Source organism: Actinokineospora bangkokensis, from assembly GCF_001940455.1.
In the GTDB taxonomy this organism is placed as follows: domain Bacteria; phylum Actinomycetota; class Actinomycetes; order Mycobacteriales; family Pseudonocardiaceae; genus Actinokineospora; species Actinokineospora bangkokensis.
Window position 1 is genome coordinate 829,695 of the sequence record NZ_MKQR01000026.1, and the last position, 23,033, is coordinate 852,727.

At 74.4% G+C, this 23,033-nt stretch carries 20 protein-coding genes; 10 read left to right on the forward strand and 10 right to left on the reverse strand.

Annotated elements, in window-relative coordinates:
- Positions 1-166: 166 nt before the first annotated feature.
- The 8 genes from BJP25_RS26630 (at position 167) to BJP25_RS26665 (ending at position 6,712) form a co-directional block, all read left to right on the forward strand.
- The gene (locus BJP25_RS26630) at positions 167-1,195 is read left to right on the forward strand and encodes a hypothetical protein (RefSeq protein WP_075977688.1); all 1,029 of its coding nucleotides are present in this window, start codon (positions 167-169) and stop codon (positions 1,193-1,195) included.
- A 141-nt stretch (positions 1,196-1,336) separates the two neighbouring features.
- Complete coding sequence (locus BJP25_RS26635) at positions 1,337-2,233, forward strand: hypothetical protein (RefSeq protein ID WP_075977689.1); 897 nt, start codon at positions 1,337-1,339, stop codon at positions 2,231-2,233.
- A 90-nt stretch (positions 2,234-2,323) separates the two neighbouring features.
- A complete protein-coding gene (rpsF, locus tag BJP25_RS26640; RefSeq protein WP_075977868.1) occupies positions 2,324-2,614 on the forward strand; it encodes a 30S ribosomal protein S6 in 291 nt (96 codons plus the stop codon).
- Between the two features lie 19 nt (positions 2,615-2,633).
- Positions 2,634-3,131: a single-stranded DNA-binding protein gene (locus BJP25_RS26645; protein WP_075977690.1), complete on the forward strand. Its 498-nt coding sequence runs from the start codon at positions 2,634-2,636 to the stop codon at positions 3,129-3,131.
- Positions 3,132-3,172: 41 nt separating this feature from the next.
- Complete coding sequence (gene rpsR, locus BJP25_RS26650) at positions 3,173-3,421, forward strand: 30S ribosomal protein S18 (RefSeq protein ID WP_075977691.1); 249 nt, start codon at positions 3,173-3,175, stop codon at positions 3,419-3,421.
- Positions 3,422-3,438: 17 nt separating this feature from the next.
- A complete protein-coding gene (gene rplI / locus BJP25_RS26655) occupies positions 3,439-3,894 on the forward strand; it encodes a 50S ribosomal protein L9 (RefSeq protein ID WP_075977692.1) in 456 nt (151 codons plus the stop codon).
- A 531-nt stretch (positions 3,895-4,425) separates the two neighbouring features.
- Positions 4,426-5,799, forward strand: a complete 1,374-nt coding sequence (dnaB, locus tag BJP25_RS26660; protein ID WP_075977693.1) for a replicative DNA helicase — start codon at positions 4,426-4,428, stop codon at positions 5,797-5,799.
- A 118-nt stretch (positions 5,800-5,917) separates the two neighbouring features.
- On the forward strand, positions 5,918-6,712 hold the full coding sequence (locus BJP25_RS26665; RefSeq protein WP_075977694.1) for a dioxygenase family protein: 795 nt from the start codon (positions 5,918-5,920) through the stop codon (positions 6,710-6,712).
- A gap of 90 nt (positions 6,713-6,802) precedes the next feature.
- Here BJP25_RS26665 and BJP25_RS36365 read toward each other — a convergent pair whose 3' ends face one another.
- The 3 genes from BJP25_RS36365 to BJP25_RS26680 all read right to left on the reverse strand — a co-directional run bounded on the left by BJP25_RS36365 (position 6,803) and on the right by BJP25_RS26680 (position 13,373).
- Entirely contained in the window at positions 6,803-9,985 is a 3,183-nt protein-coding gene (locus BJP25_RS36365; protein ID WP_075977695.1) for a beta strand repeat-containing protein, read from the reverse strand.
- Positions 9,986-10,153: 168 nt separating this feature from the next.
- Positions 10,154-10,942, reverse strand: coding sequence for a hypothetical protein (locus BJP25_RS26675; protein ID WP_075977696.1), 789 nt, complete (start codon positions 10,940-10,942; stop codon positions 10,154-10,156).
- 223 nt (positions 10,943-11,165) lie between these two features.
- Positions 11,166-13,373, reverse strand: a complete 2,208-nt coding sequence (locus BJP25_RS26680; RefSeq protein WP_143219305.1) for a hypothetical protein — start codon at positions 13,371-13,373, stop codon at positions 11,166-11,168.
- Between the two features lie 62 nt (positions 13,374-13,435).
- Between BJP25_RS26680 and BJP25_RS26685 the strand changes: the two genes are divergently transcribed.
- Positions 13,436-14,605, forward strand: a complete 1,170-nt coding sequence (locus BJP25_RS26685) for an AI-2E family transporter (RefSeq protein ID WP_075977869.1) — start codon at positions 13,436-13,438, stop codon at positions 14,603-14,605.
- Positions 14,606-14,642: 37 nt separating this feature from the next.
- Here BJP25_RS26685 and BJP25_RS26690 read toward each other — a convergent pair whose 3' ends face one another.
- The 5 genes from BJP25_RS26690 to BJP25_RS26710 form a co-directional block, all read right to left on the reverse strand.
- Complete coding sequence (locus BJP25_RS26690; RefSeq protein WP_233158260.1) at positions 14,643-15,263, reverse strand: DUF1707 SHOCT-like domain-containing protein; 621 nt, start codon at positions 15,261-15,263, stop codon at positions 14,643-14,645.
- Positions 15,264-15,273: 10 nt separating this feature from the next.
- Positions 15,274-15,897 (reverse strand): response regulator, encoded by a 624-nt coding sequence (locus BJP25_RS26695; protein ID WP_075977870.1) that lies wholly within the window; start codon positions 15,895-15,897, stop codon positions 15,274-15,276.
- A 34-nt stretch (positions 15,898-15,931) separates the two neighbouring features.
- Positions 15,932-17,053, reverse strand: a complete 1,122-nt coding sequence (gene macS / locus BJP25_RS26700) for a MacS family sensor histidine kinase (protein ID WP_075977699.1) — start codon at positions 17,051-17,053, stop codon at positions 15,932-15,934.
- A gap of 79 nt (positions 17,054-17,132) precedes the next feature.
- Complete coding sequence (locus tag BJP25_RS26705; protein WP_075977700.1) at positions 17,133-17,840, reverse strand: MerR family transcriptional regulator; 708 nt, start codon at positions 17,838-17,840, stop codon at positions 17,133-17,135.
- A gap of 34 nt (positions 17,841-17,874) precedes the next feature.
- Positions 17,875-18,465 (reverse strand): TetR/AcrR family transcriptional regulator, encoded by a 591-nt coding sequence (locus tag BJP25_RS26710; protein ID WP_075977701.1) that lies wholly within the window; start codon positions 18,463-18,465, stop codon positions 17,875-17,877.
- 35 nt (positions 18,466-18,500) lie between these two features.
- On the opposite strand from BJP25_RS26710, the gene BJP25_RS26715 reads away from it, so the two are divergent.
- Positions 18,501-19,721 (forward strand): pyridoxal phosphate-dependent decarboxylase family protein, encoded by a 1,221-nt coding sequence (locus BJP25_RS26715; RefSeq protein WP_075977702.1) that lies wholly within the window; start codon positions 18,501-18,503, stop codon positions 19,719-19,721.
- On the opposite strand, the gene BJP25_RS26720 is transcribed toward BJP25_RS26715, so the two are convergent.
- Complete coding sequence (locus tag BJP25_RS26720; protein ID WP_075977703.1) at positions 19,712-20,566, reverse strand: ribokinase; 855 nt, start codon at positions 20,564-20,566, stop codon at positions 19,712-19,714. The two genes, BJP25_RS26715 and BJP25_RS26720, sit on opposite strands and share 10 nt — an antisense overlap.
- Positions 20,567-20,869: 303 nt before the next feature.
- Positions 20,870-22,969, reverse strand: coding sequence for an MMPL family transporter (locus BJP25_RS26725; RefSeq protein WP_075977704.1), 2,100 nt, complete (start codon positions 22,967-22,969; stop codon positions 20,870-20,872).
- Between the last annotated feature and the right edge of the window lie 64 nt (positions 22,970-23,033).

The following is a 23,033-nucleotide window of genomic DNA, read 5'->3' on the forward strand; positions in this document are numbered from 1 at the left end:
CGCCGGGGGTGACGACCTGCGCGATCGCCCGCAGGTGCGCGCGCGTTGGGCCTGTCGGGCGATCGTGAAGGAATTTCGGGGCAATCGGCGGGTTGAGCGTCACCAACTGCGGTTACCTTCGTTCCACAAGGCAGACAGCGGTTCCTGGCGTCCACGGAGGCCCCCCATGCAGCGTCGCGCGAAGACCCTCGCGGCTGGTCTGGTGCTCGCGTTCGGCACCTCGACGGCCGGTCTGCTCCTGGGGAGCGGCACCGCGGCGGCGGCCGAGCCGGTGATCGCGGGCAGCTGCGGCACCACCGTCCAGGGCAAGCCCGGCGCCCCGCTGGCGCTCAACGCGGGCGCGCTGCTCACGCCGGTCAACGACGTGCTCAAGGGCCTGCCGCTGCTCGGCAGCACCCTGGGCGGGCTGGTCGGCGGTGTGATCGCCGCGCTGCCGCCGGTGCCGCTGGGCACCGTGCCCGCCGCGGACGGCACGGTCGGGGGCGCCACCATCGGCGCCGCGGCCACCAACGCGCTCGCGAACACCCAGCTCGGCGCGATCGCGGGCCAGGTCGGCGCCCTGCTCGCGCAGACCTGCACGATCACCGTCAAGGTCGTCAACGACGTGGCGGCCCCGGTGCAGTCGGGCGTGAGCGGGGTGGGCAAGACCGTGGGGTCGGTGACCGCGCCCATCCCGCAGCTGCCGAACCTGCTGCCCCCGATCGGCGGCGGTGGCTCGACCCCGGGCACCGGCGGCGGTGGCACCGGCGGCGGGGCCACCCCGGGCAGCGGCGGCGGCTCGACCCCGGGCGGCACCAACCCCGGCGGCGGCACGAGCACCCCGGGCGGGCTCGGCGGCGGCACCGCCACCAGCCTCACCCCCGGCGGCGTGCCGCTCTACACCGGCAACTACAGCTTCGGCCGCTCCCCGATGGCGGACTACTCGTCGATGCCCTACGCCCTGGCCGCGCTGTACTCGCCCTCGCCGGGCGTGCGCTACGGCGGCTCGGTGCCGGGCTACTCCCCGGAGTTCGGCATCCTCGGCTCCGCCGACGACGACGCCGACGGCACGGTCGCCCAGGCCGGGCACGCCGAGGCGCTGGGCGGGTCGACGGGCAACCGGATCGCCGTCCCGGTGCTGCTGGCGGTGCTGGCGCTCTCCGGCGTCACCGCCTCCCTGGTGCGCACCTGGGTCCTGCGCCGCACGGTCGCCTGAGTGCGCTGAGCAGGGGCCGATCCCGGGGGAACCCCGGTCGTCGCAGCATGCGGGAGTGGTGACGCTCGACAACCACAACGCTGTGTTCTTCGTCTATCGTTCACACCATCAGGTGCTGACGACGCGAAGGAGTGGCAGCGCGTGCGCAAGCGGCGAGTCCTCTGCTCGACCATCCTCGGCGGCATCGCGGCCTCGGCCGCGGTCCTCGGCGCCGCCCCCGCGTCGGCCGACCCGCTGCCGTTCATCGCGCTGAGCTGCAAGCAGAACGTCGTGGGCTTCAAGGGCCAGCCGATCGTGGTGCCGCGGCTGGCGGTCAACGGCATGCTCGCCAAGGCCATCGCGGACACCCCGCAGCTCGGGCTGCTCCAGGCCACCACCACGAGCCTGACGTTCCCGCTCGGCCCGGGCATCACCGTCGGCACGATCCCCGACGGCACCGGTGAGGTCAGCGCGCAGGTGATCGCGGACGCGATCGTCGCCGTCGTCGCGCCGATGGCCGACATCCGCCGCGCCCCCGACCCGGTCGTGGCCAGCGTGCGCGACCAGGTGCTGCGGGGCTGCGGCCTGTCCGTGAAGGCGCTCGACGCGTCCAAGCCGACCACCCCGCCCAGCACCACCCCGGCGCCGGGCACCACGACCCCGCCGCAGGTGGGGCAACCGAACCAGCCCGCCCCGGGCACGCCGGTCGGGTCGGCCAGCCCGCTGCCGCCGGTGCGGCTCTACCCGCCGCAGCAGGCGCCCGCCGGGTCCACCGGCACCGCCCCGCCGCGCGACTACGGCGGCATCCCCTACGCCAGCGCCGGGGTGTACCAGCCCACGGCCGCGGTCGCGGGCATCCCCGGGTACGCGCCGCAGTTCGGCATCCTCGGCCAGGACGACCAGCAGGCCGTGGAGAACACCGCGGGCCGCGCCGAGGCGCTGCCTGGCGCCGGGTACGCACGATCGGGTGGTGTGGGCGCCCCGATCCTGCTGGCGGCCCTGTTCCTGTCGGTGGTGGCTGGTGCACTCGTGCGCACGTGGGTCCTGCGCAGGAGCTGAGCTGGGCGGCTGTTAACCTGTACGGACGCAAGACCCTCCTGCCGCGGAAGTCCCGCGGCCGCCCGAGCCCACAGGAGGTGAGTGGTCTTCATGCGTCATTACGAGGTAATGGTCATCCTCGACCCCACGCTGGACGAGCGCACCGTCGCTCCGTCGCTGGACACGTTCCTGAACGTGATCCGCACGTCCGGCGGCAACGTCGAGAAGGTCGACGTCTGGGGCAAGCGCCGCTTGTCGTTCGAGATCAACAAGCACGCCGAGGGCATCTACGCCGTGCTCGACATCAGCGCCGAGCCCGCCGCGGTCAAGGAGCTCGACCGCCAGCTGTCGCTGCAGGAGTCCGTGCTGCGGACCAAGGTCATGCGGCGCGAGACCGCCTGACGACGGACCGGAGGCAACGATGGCTGGTGACACGACGATCACCGTGGTCGGCAACCTGACGGCCGACCCGGAACTGCGCTTCACCCCGTCGGGCGCCGCGGTGGCGAGCTTCACCGTGGCCTCGACCCCCCGCACCTTCGACCGCCAGTCCGGCGAGTGGAAGGACGGCGAAGCGCTGTTCCTGCGGTGCAACATCTGGCGGCAGGCGGCGGAGAACGTCGCGGAGTCGCTGACCAGGGGCGCGCGCGTGATCGTGCAGGGTCGCCTCAAGCAGCGGTCCTTCGAGACCCGCGAAGGCGAGAAGCGCACCGTCATCGAGCTCGAGGTCGACGAGGTCGGCCCCTCGCTGCGCTACGCCACGGCCAAGGTGAACAAGGTGAGCCGAGGCACCGGTGGTGGCGGCGGCTACGGCGGCGGCGGCGGTTCGTCCGCGCCCGCCGACGACCCGTGGGGCTCCGCTCCCCCCGCCGGTGGCGGCGGTGGCGGCGGCGGCTTCAACGACGAGCCTCCCTTCTGAGCGCACCCACCCCCTCTTACTGAAGACCCAGGAGTACGACAGTGGCCAAGCCACCGATCAGGAAGCCGAAGAAGAAGGTCTGCGTGTTCTGCAAGGACGCGAAGAAGGACCGCCCGGTGAACATCGACTACAAGGACACCACGCTGCTGCGGAAGTACATCTCCGACCGCGGCAAGATCCGTGCCCGCCGGGTGACCGGCAACTGCAGCCAGCACCAGCGCGACGTGGCCATCGCGGTCAAGAACGCCCGCGAGGTCGCGCTGCTGCCCTACACCTCGACCGCCCGCTGACCTGGAGGGGACCTGACGTGAAGCTCATCCTCACCACCGACGTGGACGGCCTGGGTGGCCCCGGCGACTCCGTCGAGGTCAAGGACGGCTACGGCCGCAACTACCTGCTGCCCCGCGGCTTCGCCATCCTGGCGACCAAGGGCGCCGAGAAGCAGGTGCAGGTGATCCGGCGGGCCCAGGAGGCCAGCCGCATCCGCGACCTCGACCACGCGCGCGAGGTCAAGGCGCAGCTGACCGGTCTGGGCACCGTCCCGCTGTCGGCCAAGGCCGCCGCCGGGTCGAGCAAGCTGTTCGGCTCCGTCACCCCCGGTGACGTCGTCGCCGCGGTCAAGGCCGCGGGCGGCCCGGTGCTGGACAAGCGGGCCCTGGAGCTGCCGGGTCACATCAAGACCACCGGCAAGCACTCGGTCTCGGTGCGCCTGCACCCGGACGTCACCGCCGCCTTCACCCTCGTGGTGAGCGCCTCGGCGTGATGCGACCACCGCTGGTCGCGCATCAGCGGTGAGACGACAGACCCCGAGAGCCCCCGTTCGGCACTGCTCCGAACGGGGGCTCTCGGTTGTCCACAGGGTTGTCCACAGAACGCCCTGTGGACGGGGCTGGGGACGGGGTCCGGCCGGGTGTGCGACACGCCGAGGGGCGGAGACGCCACGACACGCCGGACGAGTTTTTCCACACCCTGTCCACAGGGTCTGACCAGCGCGTATCCCGGTTGTCCCGGATTTTGTCCCCAGGTTGTCCACAGGTAGGTGGGCACCTGTGCTCAGCTGGGGGAAACCATCCCCAAGTTGTCCACAGGTGCGTCCCCAGGACGGTTTGCGCGCGTCCGTTCGGGGGTCCTAGCGTCGGGTCCACATCCCCGGAATGTCGTACCGCGGTCCTACCGTGCGTCCTGGGCCTACCATGGGGTCGTCGAACGCGTGTTCGACGGCCGGGCCCGGGGGCGGACGGGGCAGCAGCGCGAACGGCATCGACCGGGAGGTCGACCAGGAGGGGGGTCGCAGGTGGCGCTGACCGATGACCGGTCCATGCCGCCCGTGCCGACGGAGCAGCCCGGCGGGCGGATGCCGCCGCAGGACGAGGCGGCGGAGAAGAGCGTGCTCGGCGGCATGATGCTGTCCAAGGACGCCATCGCCGACGTCATCGAGCAGCTGCGGCCCGGCGACTTCTACCGCCCGAAGCACCAGACGATCTACGACTGCATCCTCGACCTCTACGGCCGCGGCGAGCCCGCCGACCCGATCACCGTCTCGGCCGAGCTGGAGCGGCGCGGCGAGCTGATCCGCGTCGGCGGCCCGAACTACCTGCACGACCTGATGTCGACGGTGCCCACCGCGGCCAACGCCGGGTACTACGCCGAGATCGTCGCGGAGAAGGCCATCCTGCGCCGTCTGGTGGAGGCGGGCACCCGGATCGTGCAGCTGGGCTACCAGGGCGCGGAGGGCGCGGACATCACCGAGGTGGTCGACCGCGCCCAGGCCTCGATCTACGACGTCACCGAGCGCAGCATGAGCGAGGACTACGTCGCGCTCGAGGAGCTGCTCCAGCCCACGATGGACGAGATCGACGCCATCGCCTCGCGCGGCGGCAACTCGCTCGGCATCCCCACCGGCTTCGCCGACCTCGACGAGATCACCAACGGCCTGCACCCGGGGCAGATGGTGATCGTGGCGGCCCGCCCCGGTGTCGGCAAGTCGACCCTGGGCCTGGACTTCGCCCGCTCCTGCTCGATCGCGCACGGCATGACCAGCTGCATCTTCTCGCTGGAGATGAGCCGCACCGAGATCGTCATGCGGTTGCTCTCCGCCGAGGCCAAGATCCGCCTCGGCGACATGCGCGGCGGCCGGATGACCGACGACGACTGGACCCGGCTGGCCCGCAAGATGAGCGAGATCAGCGAGGCCCCGCTGTTCGTCGACGACTCGCCCAACCTGACGATGATGGAGATCCGGGCCAAGGCCCGCAGGCTCAAGCAGCGCCACGACCTCAAGCTGGTGGTGGTGGACTACATGCAGCTGATGACCTCGGGCAAGCGGGTGGAGTCCCGCCAGCAGGAGGTCTCGGAGTTCTCCCGCCAGCTCAAGCTGCTGGCCAAGGAGATCGAGGTGCCGGTCATCGCCATCAGCCAGCTCAACCGCGGCCCCGAGCAGCGCACCGACAAGCGCCCGATGCTCTCCGACCTGCGCGAGTCCGGCTCCCTGGAGCAGGACGCCGACATGGTCATCCTCATCAACCGCCCGGACGCCTGGGAGCGCGACGACCCGCGCGCGGGCGAGGCCGACCTGATCCTGGCCAAGCACCGCGCGGGCCCCACGGCCACCGTCGTGGTCGCCCACCAGCTGCACTACAGCCGCTTCGCCGACCTCGCCCAGGGCTGACCGGCCCGCGCCGCCCCGGGTGGGCGGTGCGGCCGGGGCCCGGTGACCCGCGGAACACCGGTCCCGGGCCCACCCGTGGTACTTTGGTTTAAGATTCAACCAACCACGGGGAGCCGAGATGACCGCCGCGACGTCGAGCAGGCAGCCGGTGCTGTACCTGAGCCACGGGGCGCCGCCGCTGGCGGACGACCCGGTGTGGACGCGGCAGCTGGGGGAGTGGGCGGCGGGGTTGGGCAGGCCCACCGGGATCCTGGTGGTGTCGGCGCACTGGGAGGCGGACCCGCTGACCATCGGGGCGGTGGACACCGTGCCGCTGACCTACGACTTCTGGGGCTTCCCCGAGCGGTACTACCAGGTCACCTACCCCGCGCCGGGGGCGCCGGAGCTGGCGGAGAAGGTCGGCGGGCTGCTGCGGTCGCACGGCACCCCCGTGGCGCACGACCGGGAGCGGGGGCTGGACCACGGGGCCTACGTGCCGCTGGTGGAGATGTTCCCCGCGGCCGACGTCCCGGTCCTGCAGATCTCCATGCCCACCCTGGACCCGGGGGAGCTGCTGGAGCTGGGCAGGCGGTTGGCGCCGCTGCGGGACGAGGGCGTGCTGATCATCGGCAGCGGGTTCTTCACCCACAACCTGCGCGCGGTCGACTTCGGGCTGGGCGCCGGGCACGCGCCGCCGTCGTGGTCGGCGGAGTTCGACGACTGGGGCAACCGGGCGCTGGCGGACGGGGACGTCGACGGGCTGGTCGACTTCCTGCACAAGGCGCCCGCGGCCCGGCTGGCGCACCCGAGGACCGAGCACTTCGCGCCGCTGTTCGTGGCCCTCGGGGCGACCCTGGACGCCCCCGGGGAGCGGCGGTCGGTGATCGACGGCTTCTGGTTCGGGTTGGCCAAGCGGTCCTGGCAGTTCGACTGAGCGGTCGGGGTTCGCCCGCGGGGGCGGGGGACGCCCGAAGGCCCCCGGGACGGGTGTCCCGGGGGCCTTCGGCTTCTCGTGGACCGGTGGTCAGTCGATCGCGGGGAAGTGGCCGAACAGGTCGGCCAGCTTGGACTGGGTGTCGGTCAGGGAGGTGAGGGCCGACCCGCCAGTCGCGGGGAGGGTGTGCACCTCCGGGGCCTCGAAGAGGTTCCCGGAGAACACGCCCGCGGCGGGGACCAGGCCGGGCATGGCCGGGGTCTGCGCGCGGGAGCCGGTGGCGCGGCCGGTCAGGCCGGAGACGCCGGGGAGGGTGCCGGAGACCAGGCCGCCGGTGGCACCGCCGACCAGGTTGCCGGTGGGCAGCGCGCCGGTCAGGTTGCCGGTCGGCAGGGCACCGGTCAGGTTCCCGGTGGGCAGGCCGCCCGCCAGGTTCCCGGTCGGCAGGGCACCGGTCAGGTTGCCGGTGGGCAGGCCGCCCGCCAGGTTCCCGGTCGGCAGGGCGCCCGTGAGGTTGCCGGTGGGCAGGGCGGCCAGGCCGGTCAGCGGGTTGACCGCCGGGCGCTCGGCGCGGGCGCCGACGCCGTTGCCCGCCAGGCCGTTCACCGGCAGACCGCCGAGCAGGCCGGTGACCTGCGGCAGGCCACCCAGCAGGGCGCCCGCGGGCAGGCCCGCGACCGGGGCGGCGCGGTGGGCGGCCAGCACCGTCGGCGCCTTGGTCAGCGGCAGCGCGCCCTCGACCGGCAGCGACAGCGGCTGCTGGTCCTGGTCGCCCACCTGCACGTCGGAGGTGTGGGTGGCGTCGGTGACGGCGTCGGCCAGGATCTCCAGGGGGACGTCGTAGATCGGCGCGTCGACCTTGACCGGCAGCACGCCGCGCAGGCCGGAGAGGTCGCTCGACTCGCCGCTGGTCTCGGAGTGCCCGCCCACGGTGCCCCCGGTGGTGTTGTCCGAGGTGGCGGCGGCCTGGGAGGCGATGGCGGCGATGGCGTCGCCGTGCGCCTGGGCCAGCACCGCGGCCGGGACGTCCAGCAGGTTGCCGGAGAGGAACCCGCCGTCGCCGGTGGTGGTGATGTCGCCACCGGAGGAGCCGGTGGTCGACGAGGTGGACTCGGCGCTGCTCTGGCCGCCGACGGCCGCGGCGCTGATGCCCATGGCCTGCACGATCGGCAGCAGCGCCGGGCTGATCACGTTGCCCGAGATGGTGCCCGACTCGCCGGAGGTGGTGGCGGCGCCCGCCGCGGTGGTGTCGGTGAGGTTGGTGGCGGTGCTGGTGCCCTTGCCCAGCGCCGCGACCGAGTCGCCGAAGACCTGGGCGGCGGAGGCGATCGGGGCGGAGATGATGTTGCCCGAGCCGGTGCCGCCGGTGCCGTCGGTGGTCGCCTCGGCGCCGGAGGTGGTCGTGGTGGTGTTCGCGGCCTCGGCGGAGCCGATGCCGCCGACCACGCCGTTGGCGCCGAAGACCTGGACCGGCAGGGCGCCGGGGGCCTGGGCGAGGTTGCCGGAGAGCACGCCGCCGATGCCCGAGCCGCGCGAGTAGCCGCCCGCGGTGGTGGTGTTGTCCAGCTCGGTGGCCGACTTGGTGCGCGACACCGCGCCGAGGGCGTTGCCGAACACCTGGACCGGGGTGGCCAGGGGGGCCTGCACCAGGTTGGCGCCGAGCACCGCGCCGTCGTCGGCGGTGTTGTTGTCGCCGCCCGCCGCGGTCTCCTTGTCCTCGGAGCCGGTGACCTCGGTGGTCGACAGCGCGCCGCCGACGTTGCCGATGGTCTCGACCGGGACCGCGATCGGCACGATCGCGCCGTTGCCGCCGCCGATCGAGTCGTCGCCGGTGGTGGCGGTGTCGCCGCCCGCGCCGGTGGTGATGGTGTTGGCGCAGTTCACCAGGCCGGTGCCCGCCACGGCGGCACCGGTGCCGCAGGCGTCGACCGGGCCCGCCACCGGGGTGGAGACCAGGGCGCCGCCGAGGACGCTGTCGTGGCCGCGGGTGCGCGAGGCGCCGCCCGCCGAGGCGGTGACGTCGTTGGTGTCGTCCGCGGTGGACTTGCCGATGACGGTGGCGACCGAGCCGATGACGTCGACCGGGGTGCCGACCGGCAGGGTGCCGATGCCGCCGGAGATGACCCCGCCCTGGCCGTCGGAGCGGTTGCCGCCGCCCGCCACGGCCGAGGTCTCGGAGGTGCAGGTGGCGTTGGTGATGGTCACCGCGCCGCCGGAGGTGCAGTCGACGGTGGTCGGGGCGGCGGCCGCGGGCTGCAGGATGTTGCCCGAGAGCACCGCGTCCGGCGCGTAGGTGTGCACGTAGGTGGGGTTGCCCGCGAAGTCGGGCTCGGTGGCCCCGGCCTGGGCGCCCGCGGTGTTGGCCGACTCGGCGTTGGCGATGCCGACCAGGCCGATGGCCTGCCCGGTGGCGTGCACCGGCAGCGCGACCGGCAGCGCGGCGGCGTTGCCCGAGGCGACGCCCTCCTGGCCGTTGGTGACGACGACGCCGCCGGAGGTGGCCGAGGAGGCGGTGGTGGAGTTGGCGTCGGCCTTGCCCAGGCCCGCGATGGCGTTGCCGTTGAGCTGCACCGGGGTGGCCGCGTGCACGGCGCCCGCGTTGCCCGCGAGCACGCCCTGCTGCCCGCTGGTCTTCAGCGAGCCGCCCGCGACGGCCTCCTGGGTGGCGGTGTTGTTGGTGGAGGCGTCGCCGATGAGGCCGACGGCGTTGCCGGTGACCTGGACCGGGGCGGCCCAGTCGAGGGCGAGGACGTTGCCCGCGAGGCTGTCGCCGGAGCCGTCGGTCTGGATCGGGGAGGCCTGGCCCGCGGTCTGGGTCGAGGTGTTGTCGACGTGGACGTCGCCGCCGAGGGCGATGGCGTTGCCGGAGATGTCGACCGGGACGGTCAGGTCGCCGACGACCTTGTTGCCGCGCAGCAGGCCGCCATCGCCGTCGAGCGCCGCCGCCTTCTCGGTGACGCCGTTGGCGACCGGGGCCAGCGCGCCCAGCAGGCGGTCGCCGCCGGGCAGCTGCTCGATGACCTCGCTCGGGCTGATCGAGAGGGTGCGGTTGACCGACGGGACGTCCAGCTGCCCCAGCGGGGTGCCGATGGCGTTGTTGTCGATGTGGATGGGGACGGTGATCGTCGCGTCCAGCGCGGAGGCCGGCCGGTCGGGGTTGACGTCCTCGTCTGCGGAAGCGATGCCAGTGCCCAGCATCAGCAAACCACCGGTGAAGAGCGCGGTCTGGAGTCCGCGCTTCGCCCAGGTCTGCATCCTGTGGTTCTCCTTCATCGTGTTTCCCCTCCGAGGGGAGGGGTTTCCCTGGCGGGAGGTGCACGGGCGGCAGCCGGTGTGGATCGGGGCGGCTGCGCCCGCAGGGGCGTCGCGGGGTGGGACCCCGCGGGTGTGGCTGTGCGCGGCGCGGTCGGGCGCGAGGCACCGGTGCGACCGCGCGGCGGATCAGTCGGGGGTGACCCCGGGCTGCGCGGCGGCGGTGGCGGGCAGCAGGTCGGAGTCGGTGCGCGGGGCGCGGGCAGGCACCAGGGCGGTGTCGGCCGGGATCTCGGCGAGCAGGCCGAGCGAGGGCGCGTCGGCGCCGGAACCGCTGGTGTGCCCCGGGTTCACCGGCGCGGGCGCGGTGAGCGGGGACGGCTGGGGGGTGCGCGGCTCGGGCCGCGGCGGCGCGGCCGGGGCGGGCTCCGGGCGCTCGACGACGGGGGCGGCGAGCGGCGCGGGCGCGGTGCGCTCGGCGGCCGGGGTCGGCACGGCGGCGAGCGCGGTGAGGGGGGCCGGGGTCGTCAGCGCGGCGGGCCGCGGCGCCGTGGGCGCGGGCTCGACCGGCGCGGGGGTCGGGAGCGGCGCGGGCACGGGCAGCGGGACCGGGGGCAGGGCGGGCCGGAGCACCGCGGGCGGGGTCAGGTGCGCGGCGGCGTCGTCGACGGCGTGGCCGAAGTCCGCCAGGGCGGCCTGGGCCTGCGCCGGGTCGAGCAGGCGGCTGAGTCCGTCGCGCAGGCCCTCGACCAGGGCGGCGCCATCGGGCAGGCGGAGCGCGGGGGCGCCCGGCTCGGCGGGCCCCGCGGCGTCGGCAGAAGCGGCGGAGGCAGCTGAGGCGGCGCTGTCGGCGCTGGCGGACCCGGTGGACAGGGCCCACGCCGCGGCGGTGCACGCGGCGGTGCCGCCGACGACCAGCAGCGCGCGGGACAGCACGCGCCGCAGCCGTGCGGTCGTCCCCCTGTGCAGCTGGCCCACGATGCGGTTGCCCTCGACTCTCCCGGTGCGGTGGTGCGCACGGCGGCCGGTCGGTCACCGTCCGTGCCGGGAGGACACTTCCACCAGGGCCGCGGCAAAAGCGAGTTCGACGGGGAGTAGTCACCTCATCGTGTGATCAGCACAGTGTGTTTCCACAGCTCACCGAGAGTGCTCATCTCCAGGTCGCCCCGGGCGCGCCCGCGCAGTTGTCCACAGGTGGGGATCACCCGCGCTTGAGCACCCGGGTCGCGCCCGCGGCGACGGTGGTGGCGAGGATCCAGCCCACGGCGATCAGCGTGCCCGCGATCCACTGCGACGGGCCGGTCATCTTCCACATGTTGTCCTGGCCCAGGTCGATGATGGGCAGGAGCAGGTCGGTGACCAGCAGCGGCGCGTTCCACACCGGCTCGGTGTCGGTGTTCAGCCGCTGCATCCGGTGCCCGGCGAACCACAGCAGCCCGACGCCCCAGAACCCGGCCAGCCACACGATCGCCAGCCAGGGCCGGTAGCCGTAGCCGACCGTGAACTCCTGCAGCCTGCCCCAGACCTGCCCGGCCCAGTGCAGCTCGGAGTACCGGCGGCGCTGCCGCTCCACCTGCACGACCTGCGCCATCTCCTCCTCCCCGCCCTGGGAGTAGACCGCGGCCAGCTGCTCGTACGGGCCCGGCGCGAAGTCCGGCTGCACCGCCCGCAGCCACGCCAGCCGCTGCCGCACCGACACCTCCGGCACGGCGCTGATGGCGGAGTAGGTGAAGTCCTCCAGCAGCACGCCCCCGCGCGCGGCCCACAGCCCCGGCCCGTCGACGACCGAGGCGGCGGTGGCCCGGGACAGGTTCACCAGCCCGGCGGGCGGGCGGCCCGGCCGGAACAGCAGCACGAGCTCCTGGGTGCTGAGCCCGTAGGCCTGCAGCGCCTTCTCCGGGACCGGGTGGCCGGGCTTGGTGGCGCCGCCGAGGCGGGCGCCCGCGAAGGTGACCCGCTTGCCCACCTCGGCCAGCCGCACCCGCACCCCGCCGGTGGCCCGGAACCCGCGGCTGCACAGCAGGTCCTTGCCGATGGTGGCGACCCTGGCGTCCAGCGACGGCTTCACGGTGCCCTCGGGGCGCAGCCGCGGCTTGATCAACCAGGCGCCGGAGCAGTCGAGGCTGGAGCCGATCGTGGCGTTCTGCAACCGCACCGACCCGCTGATGCGCGCGCGGCGCAGGAACAGCGTGCCGCCCACGCGCAGCCGGTCCGCGAACAGCGCGTCGCGGCCCGCTGCGCGCAGCCGGGCGCGGGACAGGCTGGCGCTGCCGTGCACCACGCCGTCGACCAACCGCACCTGCCCGTAGGCGCGCAGCGCGCCCTGCGGCCTGCCGCGCACCGGTCCGCGCGCCTCGACGTCGCCCAGCACCTCGACGCCGTCCGCGACGAGCGCGAGGGGCACGGTGTCCTCCGCCCGGCCCTCGGCGAACGCCCGCGCCAGGTCCGCGGCGTCCTCGGGGTGGCCGAGGACGGCGCCGGAGAGCAGCAGGTGCCCGCCGATGTGCGCGCCGCGCAGGCCGACCGCGCCGCGGGCGGTGAAGCCGCGGTCGAGGCGCAGGTCGCCCTCGACGCGCACCCGGTCGGCGTCGAGCAGGGTGGCCTCGGCGTCGGGGACGTGCACCAGCACCCGGCTGCCGCGGGCAGGCGGGTCGGTGAGCCGGGCGGTGCTGAACACCGCGTCGCCGCCCACGCGCGCGCCCGCGAACCGGACCGTGCCCGCGGCGCTGAACCCGTTGTCGCAGTGCAGGCTGTCGGTGACGGTCAGGCCGGTGGCCTCCAGCGCGGTGCCGCCGGGGTTGCGCAGCTCGGCGTCGGACAGGTGCAGGCCGCCGCCGACGTCCGCGCCGGAGAGCAGCAGCTCCCCGTCGACCTCCAGCGCCACCGCCTGCACCGAGCCGGAGGTCCGCAGCCGCTCCGCGCGCAGCGCCACGCCCTCGGGGTGGTGCAGGGCGGCGCCGGACAGCCGCAGCGTCCCGGCGATGGTGGCGTCGGTGAGGTCGACCACACCGGTGCACCGGAAGCCCAGCTCCAGGCGCAGGTCGCTGCCGACGCGCAGGTTGCGCCCGCGCAGCCCGGGGACCTCGCAGCCGCGCAGGTTCAGCGCCACCAGCTGCGCCATGCGCAGGTCGAGCGGGCGCTCGAAGGCGCACCCGTGCAGGCTCACCAGGTGCCCGACGGTGCGCCCCTCCAGCTCGAACTCGCCGGTCACCAGCGCGTTGTCCACGCGCAGGGCGGGCATGGCGCCCTCGTCGAGGGGGTAGGCGCCGAGCAGCAGCCCGGTGAGCAGTTCCCCGCGCACGGACCGGTCCGCGCGCCCGGCGAGGTCGACGGCGGTGCCGGTGGCGAAGGCCGCCCGCACCTCCCGCTCGGTGTCCGTGAGCTGAGCTGGCGGGATGCGGGCCGTCACACCCCCATCAGATCAGACGGAGTGATCGGCACGCGGGGGTTCCGGCCGATACCGTTGTGGCGGTGAGCAGAAACCGCGTGGCCGGGCTCAAGCACCGGGAGCAGGCCCTCAGCAGCGACGTGACCCCCGCCGTGCCGCGCGGCCTGCGGGTCGCCGCGGCGCTGTCGTGGCGCTTCCTGGTGATCATCGGTGCCCTCTACGTGATCCTGTACCTGCTGGGCTACTTCGCCTCGATCGCCGTGCCGATCGGCATCGCGGTCCTGCTCGCGGCGCTGATGGCCCCGGGGGTGGCCAAGCTGGTGCAGTGGCGGGTGCCGCGCTGGCTGGCGACGCTGATCGTGATGATCGGCGGCATCGCGGTGCTCGGCGGCGTGCTGACGTTCGTGATCAGCGAGTTCGTCAACGGCCTGCCGGAGCTGCAGAACCAGGTCAACTCCTCGCTGGAGACGATCCGCGGCTGGCTGGCCAACGGCCCCCTGCACCTGCGCCAGGACCAGGTGCAGAACTTCCTCAACAGCGCCATCGACACCATCAAGGCCAACCAGGCGGTCATCACCAGCGGCGCGATCACCACCGCCGCCACCATCGGCGAGATCCTCACCGGCCTGCTGCTCACCATCTTCGTGCTGATCTTCTTCCTGCACGACGGCGAGGGCATCTGGTCCTTCGTCGTGCGCGGGGTCCCCAGCCCGGTCCGCGACCGCGTCGACGTCGCGGGCCGTCGCGGCTTCTCCTCCCTGGTCTCCTACGTCCGCGCCACCGCCGCCGTGGCCGTCGTCGACGCGGTGGGCGTGGGCATCGGCCTGTACTTCATCGGCGTCCCCCTGGTGATCCCGCTGTCCGCCCTGGTCTTCCTGACCGCCTTCATCCCCATCATCGGCGCCCTCATCGCGGGCGCGGTCGCCATCCTCATCGCCCTGGTCGCCAACGGCCCCATCGCCGCACTCATCGTCCTGGCCGTCCTCGTCGGCGTCATGCAGCTGGAGAGCCACGTCCTGCAACCCTGGCTCCTCGGCCGCGCCGTCCGCCTCCACCCCCTCGCGGTCGTCCTCGCCATCGCCGCGGGCCTGCTCGCCGCGGGCATCGCGGGCGCCCTGCTCTCCGTCCCCCTCCTCGCCGTCCTCAACGCGGGCATCCGCTCCCTGCTCCACGACGCGGGCACCGACCCCGAGGAAGTCGACTCCCTGGACGACGCCGCGTCCCAACCCAACGCCGAGACCACCCAGCCCTGACGGGCGAGCCGCGTCGCCCGAGCACCCCCGGCGACGCTCAGCCGTTCCAGGTGACCTTCCAGGGCTTGCGGAGGGTCAGGGGGCCGAAGCGGGCGTAGGTGGGGCGGTGGATGGTGAGGGAGCCCGCGCGGACGGTGCCGGTCAGCCGGAAGCGGGGGCCGTCGGCGGTGGGGACCTTGATGCCGCGGTCGGTGATGCGGCCACCGACGCTGCTCTCCACGTCGCGCAGGTCGCAGGGGGAGTTGTCCGGGAGCAGGAGGGTGACGTTGGCGGCCTTGACGTCGACGTGGACGTGGGTGGTGGGGCTGAGCAGGACGGCCTCGGTGAAGTCGAGGTCGATGGAGCCCGCGTAGGTGGTCAGGCGCAGCTCGGCGGGGACCTCCCAGGCGCCCTCGCGGCGCACCGAGGACATGCGGGCGCGCAGCTCCAGGGGTGCCGAGGGTGCCGGGGCGTTCTCGGCGTTGACCAGGCCGGGGAGGTCGACCAGCAGGACGTTGAGCTCGCCGCGGGTGCGGGCGGCCAGTGCGCGGTCGGTGCGCTCGGTGAACTCGTCGAGGCTGAGCAGGCCGCGGCCGGTGGCCTTCTGCAGGACGCCCACCACGTGCGAGCGCTCGGCGTCGGAGACGCGGAGGTCGCGGGGGCTGATCGGCTCGGTCACACCCGCCATGCTACGGATTGTCGTCGAGGCCGTGCTCGATCGCGTAGCGGGCCAGTTCCACGCGGTTGTGCAGCTGGAGCTTGCGCAGCGTGGACTGGACGTGGTTCTCCACGGTGCGGTGGGAGAGCACGAGCCGCTGGGCGATGGCGCGGGCGGTGAGGCCCTTGGCGACCAGGCGCAGCACCTCGGTCTCGCGGTCGGTGAGCCGGGGGACCTCGGGGGAGGAGGCCATCCGCCGGTACTCGCCCAGGACGAGGCCCGCCAGGCCGGGGGTGAACACCGCGTCGCCCGCCGCGGTGCGGGTCACCGCGTCCACCAGCTCCTCGGCGGAGGCGGACTTCACCAGGTAGCCGGAGGCGCCCGCCTTCACCGCCTGCAGGACGTCGTCCTGCTCGCCGCTGGCCGAGAGCACCAGCACCCGGGTGCCGGGGTGGGCGGCGGTGATCTCGCGGATGGCGTCGACGCCGGAGTCCGCGCCCAGGTTGAGGTCCATGAGCACGACGTCGGGGCGCACGGCGGCGGCGATGCGCACCGCGGCGGCCGCCCCGCCCGCGGTGGCGCGCACCTCGAAGCCGCGCTCGTCGAGGTCGCGGGCGACGCCGTCGCGCCACATCGGGTGGTCGTCCACCACCATCACCGAGACCACCGGCACCCCCGCTCCGCCCCGGTCACGAGCACCACTCCCGGGGCACCCGCAGCTCCCACTCGGTGCCCAGGCCGGGCCCCGTGTCCAGGGTGATCGTGCCACCCAGGTCGGCGACGCGGCCGCGGATCGAGCGGGCCACGCCCATCCTGCCCTGGGCGGCGGCTTCGGCGAGGCGCCCCCGCGGGATGCCCGCGCCGTCGTCGCGCACGCTCAGCACCACCGCGTCGGGCAGCTCCTCCAGCAGCACCCAGGCCTGGGCGCCCGCCCCCGCGTGCCGGGCGACGTTCTCCAGCGCCTCGCGCACCAGGGCGGCCAGCTCGGTGGCGACCGCGCCGGGCACCAGCACGGGGGTGCCCGGCGCGGAGACGTGCACCCGGTCGGTGCCGAGCACCTGGAGCAGCCCGCGCAGGTCGGCCTCACCGCCCGCGGACTCCAGGGGCGCGGCGGAGACCAGGGCGCGCAGCGCGACCTCCTGCCTGCCCGCGAGTTCGCCCAGCTCGGCGGCCTCCCCGCCGACCTCCAGGCCGCGCTTGCGCACGCGGGCCAGGACCTGGAGCACGGAGTCGTGGATGTCGCGGGCGAGGCGCTCGCGCTCAGCGGTGGCGGCCTCGATGCGCTGGGCGGCGGCCAGGCGCGCGGCGGACCGCCGGGAGGTGGTGGCGGCGAGGCCGAGGACGGAGCCGATCCCCACCAGGAGCACCAGGTCGCGGACCAGGTCGGTGTTGACGTAGCCGCGGACGGCGAAGTTGCAGGCGGCGACGGCCAGCCCGAACAGCGACCCGCCGACCACCCCCGCCCGCACGGCGCCGAAGGCGACCACGGCGGTGACCCACACGGTCGGCACCAGCGGGACGGTGCCCGCCAGCTGCTCGGCGGTCAGGGCGACCCGCGACAGCGCCATCAATCCGCAGCACAGCACCAGGTCCACCAGCGTGAACCACAGCGCGGGCCCGCGGCGCAGGTAGTAGGCGCCGGAGGCGACCGTCCACACCGCCATCGCGGCGATGATCGCCCACGCGGCGGTCGTGCCCGCGTACTCGCCGTGGTGGGCGCCCACCACGGCGGCCGCGAAGCAGAGCGTGATCGCCCGCAGCAGCACGGCAGCGCGCCACAGCGGCGCGGTCGGGTCCCCCGCGTCGTCCACCTGCCACCTCCCCCGGCTGCATCATGGCAGGTGGGCGGGTGTCGGCGGGGCCGGTTCGCGCTTCGCGAGGGGAACGGCGTCAGCTCGTCGACGCGGTCGCGCTCCACGCGCGCTGCACGTAGTCGAACAGCGCGGGCTTGTCCGCCGCGGCGCCGTCCTCGCAGGTGCTCTCCTCGTGCAGGCGCTGGCTCGCCCGCATGATCCCCTCGTCGCCGCCGTGAAAGGCGTGCAGCAGCTCCGACCACTGGGCGGCCAACCGCTGCACCTCCGGGTCGGTCACCGGGGTGCCCTCGCGCTGGTGCCGGGTCAAGCGCTCGATGAGCGGCGGCCACGCGGCCTCCGCCGCCGCGATCCGCTCCTCGCCCAGCTCGGCGCGCCTGCGGGCGAGCCAGTCCAGCTGCTCGGGGGTGTAGTACTGCTCGATCATCTGCATCGTCTCCAGGAGTCGGGGGGTGCCCGCGCCGTCGAGCAGGGACTTCACCCGCTCGCGCAGCACCCCCAATCGCTCGGCCTCTGCCTCCAGGTGGGCCAGCTGCCTCTCCAGGACCTCCTGGAGGGTGACCGGGTCGGTGAGCGTGGCCGCGATGTCGCCGAGCGGGAGGCCCAGCGAGCGCAGCGCGCGCACCCGGTACAGCAGCCGGACGTCCTCGGGGGTGTAGCGGCGGTGGCCCGCCGCGGTCCGCTCGGAGGGCGTGACCAGTCCGATCTCGTCGTAGTGGTGCAGGGTGCGGACGGTCAGGCCCGCGGCCTTCGCCAGCGCACCCACGCTCCACCTGGTGTCTTCCACGGCGACGACGCTAGGTCCTCCCGTCGCGTGAGGGTCAAGCCCGGATCGCGCGCAGGGTGAAGCCTGCCAGTTCGCGGCCGTAGGCGGTGAGGTCGAGGCCGGGGTCGGTGGCGGCGCGCTGGGCGGCGCCGTCGAGGGCGCTGGCGATGGTCTCGGCGGCGACGGCGGGGTCGAAGGCGGTGAGCACGCCCTCGGCCTGGCCCTGGGTGAGCTGGCGGTGCAGCCTGCCGGTGCGGAAGTCCTGGAGCACCACCTGGTGCAGGGGGTCACGGCTGCCGGTGCCGACCTCGACGACGGCGCGCAGGTGCTTGGGGTGGGTGCGCAGGAACTCCACGCGGGCCTCGACGTGCGCGCGGATCAGCTCCAGCCGGTCGGTGACCCCGCGGACGCGGGCGTCGAGCGCCTCGTCGGCGGCGCCGATGGCGGTGGTGAGCACCGCCAGGACGAGGTCGGACTTGTCGCGGAAGTGGTAGGAGATCATGCGGGTGCTGCTCAGGCCGGCGTGCTCGACGATGCGGGCGAAGGACGCCTTGGCGAAGCCGAGGTCGGCGATGACCTCGATGGCGGAGGCCGCGATCTGGGCGCGGCGGGCGGGGTCGGCGGCGCGCTCGGCGTTTACCTGCATGAGTAAGACGTTACACGGTTGAGTAAGGTGGCGCCATGGAGATCCCCGAGGTCCGCCTCCCCGCCGACGGCACCCCCCGCGACGAGCTGTTCGCCGAGCTGCGCGAGCGCAAGCGGGCCGACGCCGACTGGCGGGGCGGTCGCACCTGGAGCTTGATCTACCCCGCGGGCGAGGACGTCGACGCCGTGCTGCGCGAGGCGAACGAGCTCTACCTGCACGAGAACGCGCTCAACCCGTTCCGCTTCCCGTCGCTGGCCGACATGGAGCGCGAGGTCGTGGCGATGACCGCGGGCCTGCTGCACGCCCCCGCGGGCGCGTCCGGGTCGATGACCTCCGGCGGCACCGAGTCGATCATGCAGGCAGTGCGCGTGGCCCGTGACCGGGCGGTCGCCGAGCGCGGGGTCACCGACCCGACGCTGGTGGTGCCGCGCTCGGCGCACCCCGCGTTCGCCAAGGGCGCCAAGTACTTCGGCCTGGAGCTGGTGCAGATCCCGCTCGACGCCGACCTGCGCGCCGACGTCGCCGCCGCCGAGCGGCTGGTGGACGGGCGCACGGCGCTGGTGGCGGGTTCCGCGCCCAACTACCCGCACGGCGTCGTCGACCCGATCCCGGAGCTGGCGGCGCTGGCCCAGGAGCGCGGGGTGCCGTTCCACACCGACGCGTGCGTGGGCGGGTTCCTGCTGCCCTTCATCGACGACGCGCCGCCGTTCGACTTCCGCGTGCCGGGCGTGACGACGATGTCCGCGGACGTCCACAAGTACGGCTACGCCACCAAGGGCGCGTCGGTGGTCCTGCACCGCGACGGCGCGCACGTGTTGCAGTACCAGGCTTTCCTCTACCAGGACTGGCCCGGCGGGCTGTACGGGTCGCTGGCGATGGCGGGCGCCCGGCCCGCGGCCCCGGTGGCGGCGGCGTGGTCGGTGATGCGCTACCTCGGGGTGTCCGGCTACCGGCGGCTGGTGGGGCGCGTGGTGGAGACGGCCGGGCGGTTGCGGGAGGGGATCACCGCGCTGGGGCTGGAGGTCCTGGGCGACCCGCGGGCCTCGATCCTGTCGTTCACCGCGCCGAACGCCATGGCCATCGGGGACCGCATGGACGACTTCGGCTGGCACCTGGACCGGCAGACCGAGCCGGAGGCGCTGCACCTCATGGTGTCGCCGGAGCACCACCGCGTCGTGGGCGCGTTCCTGGACGACCTGCGCGAAGCCGTTGCCACCGCGGGGGAATCGCGCGGCGTGCAGGCCCGCTACAGCTGATCCAGCTCAGCCCGGGTCGGGTAGGACGGTTGGGCGCCTTGGCGGGTGGTGGAGACGCTGGCCACGCGGATCGCTTGCACCGCAGCGGTTTCCAGCGGCTCACCCGCCGCGAGGGCGGCGGCCAGGGCTCCGATGAAGGCGTCGCCCGCGCCGGTGGTGTCGACCGGGGTCACCTGCGGCGCGGGCAGGTCCGTTGTGCCCTCGGGCGTCACCACTCGCGCGCCCTGCGCCCCGCGGGTGATGACGGCGGAGCGGACGCCGAGCGCGGGCAGGTCACCCAACCGCTCGGCCTCGTGCTCGTTGACCACCAGCGGGTCGAGCGCGGCGAGCGTCGCCGCGGACAGCTCCGCCACCGGCGACAGGTTGAGCACGACCCGCACCCCGGCCGCGGCGGCCAGCGCGACCGCGTGCTCGACCACCGCGGGCGGCACCTCCAGCGACGCCACCAGCACCGCCGCGCCTGCCAGCGCGGCGGGGTCGACGTCGTCGGCCACCAGCGAGGCGTTCGCCCCGGGCGAGACGACGATGGCGTTCTCCCCGTCCGGGCTGACGGTGATGAACGCCGTCCCGGTGGGCCGGTCGGCGCGGCGGACGCCCGAGACGTCCACCCCGGCGCCGGTGAGCGAGCCCAGCAGCAGGTCGGCGTGGGCGTCGCGGCCCACCGCGCCGAGGAAGGCGACCCGGGCGCCGAGCCGGGCGGCCGCGACGGCGGTGTTGGCGCCCTTGCCGCCGGGCAGGACCACGGCGTCGGCGCCGAGCACGGTCTCCCCGGGGGCCGGGTGGTGGGGCACGCCGACCACCAGGTCGGCGTTGGCGGAGCCGAGGACGACGACGGTGGCGCTCACCCCGCGACCCTATCGGGCCACGTCAGCGGCCGTTGCCGATAGCGAACGTACGCAAGTGTGAACGATCTCGGGGGTATGCGGATCCCCGGTGCCAGAATGTGCGTCACTGGAGAGGGCCCCGGGCGCGAGCACGGCCGGGGGCTGGTGCGACTCCCACCGCCGGTTCGCCGTCGGTGGGCTCCGGACCGGGTTCGCCCGGACCGGAACCCGTGTCCACCGGCGTCGGTCGCGTAGCCCCCCGAGCGATCGCCGCCGGTGGCGCGGTCCAGCCCTGGACCCGCCCGGTGCCCGGACCCCCGCTGCTCAGGTCTCGGACAGCCCGGCCCGCTCTTGCACCCGCCGCAGCGGCCCCGGCGCCCACCACGCGGCGGCGCCGAGCAGCCGGATCAGCGCGGGCACCAGCAGCACCCGGACCACGGTGGCGTCGAGCACCAGGGCGACGATCATGCCCACGCCGATCAGCCGCATCGTCTGCAACCCGGACAGGGCGAACGCGCCGGTCACCACCACCAGCAGCAGGGCGGCGGCGGTGATCATCGGCCCGGTGCGCACCAGGCCCGCCCGCACGGCGTCGCGGGTGCTCGCCCCGCCCTGGCGCGCCTCGACCACCCGCGACAGCAGGAACGTCTCGTAGTCGGTGGACAGCCCGAACACCACCGCCCCGACCAGCACGAGCATGCCCGCCTGCATCGGCTGCGGGGTCACGTCGAGCAACCCGGCGCCGTGCCCGTCCTCGAAGACGAAGGTCAGCACGCCGAAGGTGGCCGTCAGGCCCAGCGCGCTCACCAGCACCGCCTTGACCGGCAGCAGCACCGAGCCGAACGCCAGGAACATCAGCACCAGGGTGGCGGCGACGAGGATCGCGACCATCCACGGCGCGCCCGCCTCGATGGCGTCGACGCTGTCGGCCGTGCGGGCCGGGAACCCGCCGACCAGCACGTCGCCCCCCACGTCGATGGCGCGCATCGCCTGCACGGCGTCGGCGCTCTGCCGCGACGCGGGGTCACCCGCCAGCGGGACGGTCAGCGCCACCACGTCGCCCTTCGCCGCCATGGGCTGCACGCCCAGCACCCCGGGGATGCCGGTGATCCGCTCGGTCGCCCGCGCCACCCCGGCCTGGTCGACGCCGCGCAGCACCACCGTCGCGGTGTTCTGGCCCGCTGCGGGGAACTCCCGGGCGATCGTCTCGGCGGTGACCCGGTCCGGCGCGCCCGGGGGCAGCTGCCGCTCGTCGGCCGCGCCGAAGGACGCGCCGGTGACCGGGATCGCCAGCACCACCAGCCCGGCGACGATCGGGCCCGCGAACAGCAGCGGCCTGCGCATCACCCGGTCCGCGACCCTGCCCAGGAACCCCGCCTCGGTGGGCGCGCGCCTGCCCCGCCACGGCACCGCGCCCCGCTCGACCCGGTGGCCGAGCACGGACAGCAGCGCGGGCAGCAGGGTCAGCGACAGCAGCGCGGCGATCGCCACCGCGGACATGCCGCCGTAGGCCATCGACCTGAGGAAGTCCATCGGGAACACCAGCAGCCCCGCCAGCGCGATGACCAGCAGCGTCGCCGAGAACGCGACGGTGCGCCCGGCGGTGGCCACGGCGGTCGCGACGGCCGCGCGGGGGGTGGCGCCCGCCGCCAACTCCTCGCGGTAGCGGCCCACGGTGAACAGCCCGTAGTCGATCGCCATGCCCAGCCCGAGCAGCGTGGCGACGTTGACGGCGAAGGTGTTGACCTCCAGGCCCAGGCTGAGCAGCCGCAGCACGGCCAGCGACCCGAAGATCGCCAGCCCGCCGACGAGCACCGGCAGCGCCGCGGCGACCAGGGTGCCGAAGATGACCACGAGCAGCAGCAGCGTGATCGGCAGCGAGATGGCCTCCGCCACCACCAGGTCGTCGGTGGACCGCTCGGTCATCGAGTGCTCGATCGCGACCTGCCCGCCCACCTGGGTGCGCATGCCGTCGACCGGGAGCCGGTCCTTGATGCGGTCGTAGGCGGACTGGAGCGCGGCCGGGGAGTCGCCGACCAGGGACAGCGTGGCCAGTGCCTTGGTCTTGTCCGGCGTGGCCAGCGCGGGTTGGCGGGTGGACCAGTAGTCGACCCGCTGCGCCACCGCGTCGGCGGGCAGGGCGTCCAGGCTCGCGGTCACCGCCCGCGCGACCCCGGGGTCGTCGACGGTCACGCCGTCCGGCGCGGTGTAGAGGACCACGACACCGGCGGGCTTGCTCCCCAGCTCGTCCTCGACCACCCGGTCGACCTGGTAGGACTGGCTGCCGGGGTCGTCGTACCCGCCCTGGGCCAGCTCGTCGAAGACGCCGAGCCCCCAGAGCCCACCGCCGACCACGACCACCAGCGCGACGACCAGCACCACCCACCGCCGGGCGTGCACCACGGCTCCCCACGCGCTGAACACGACCGGTTCCTCCCGCCCGTCCGGTACGGTAAACACCGTTCACCGAAGTACCCGGACGGTACGG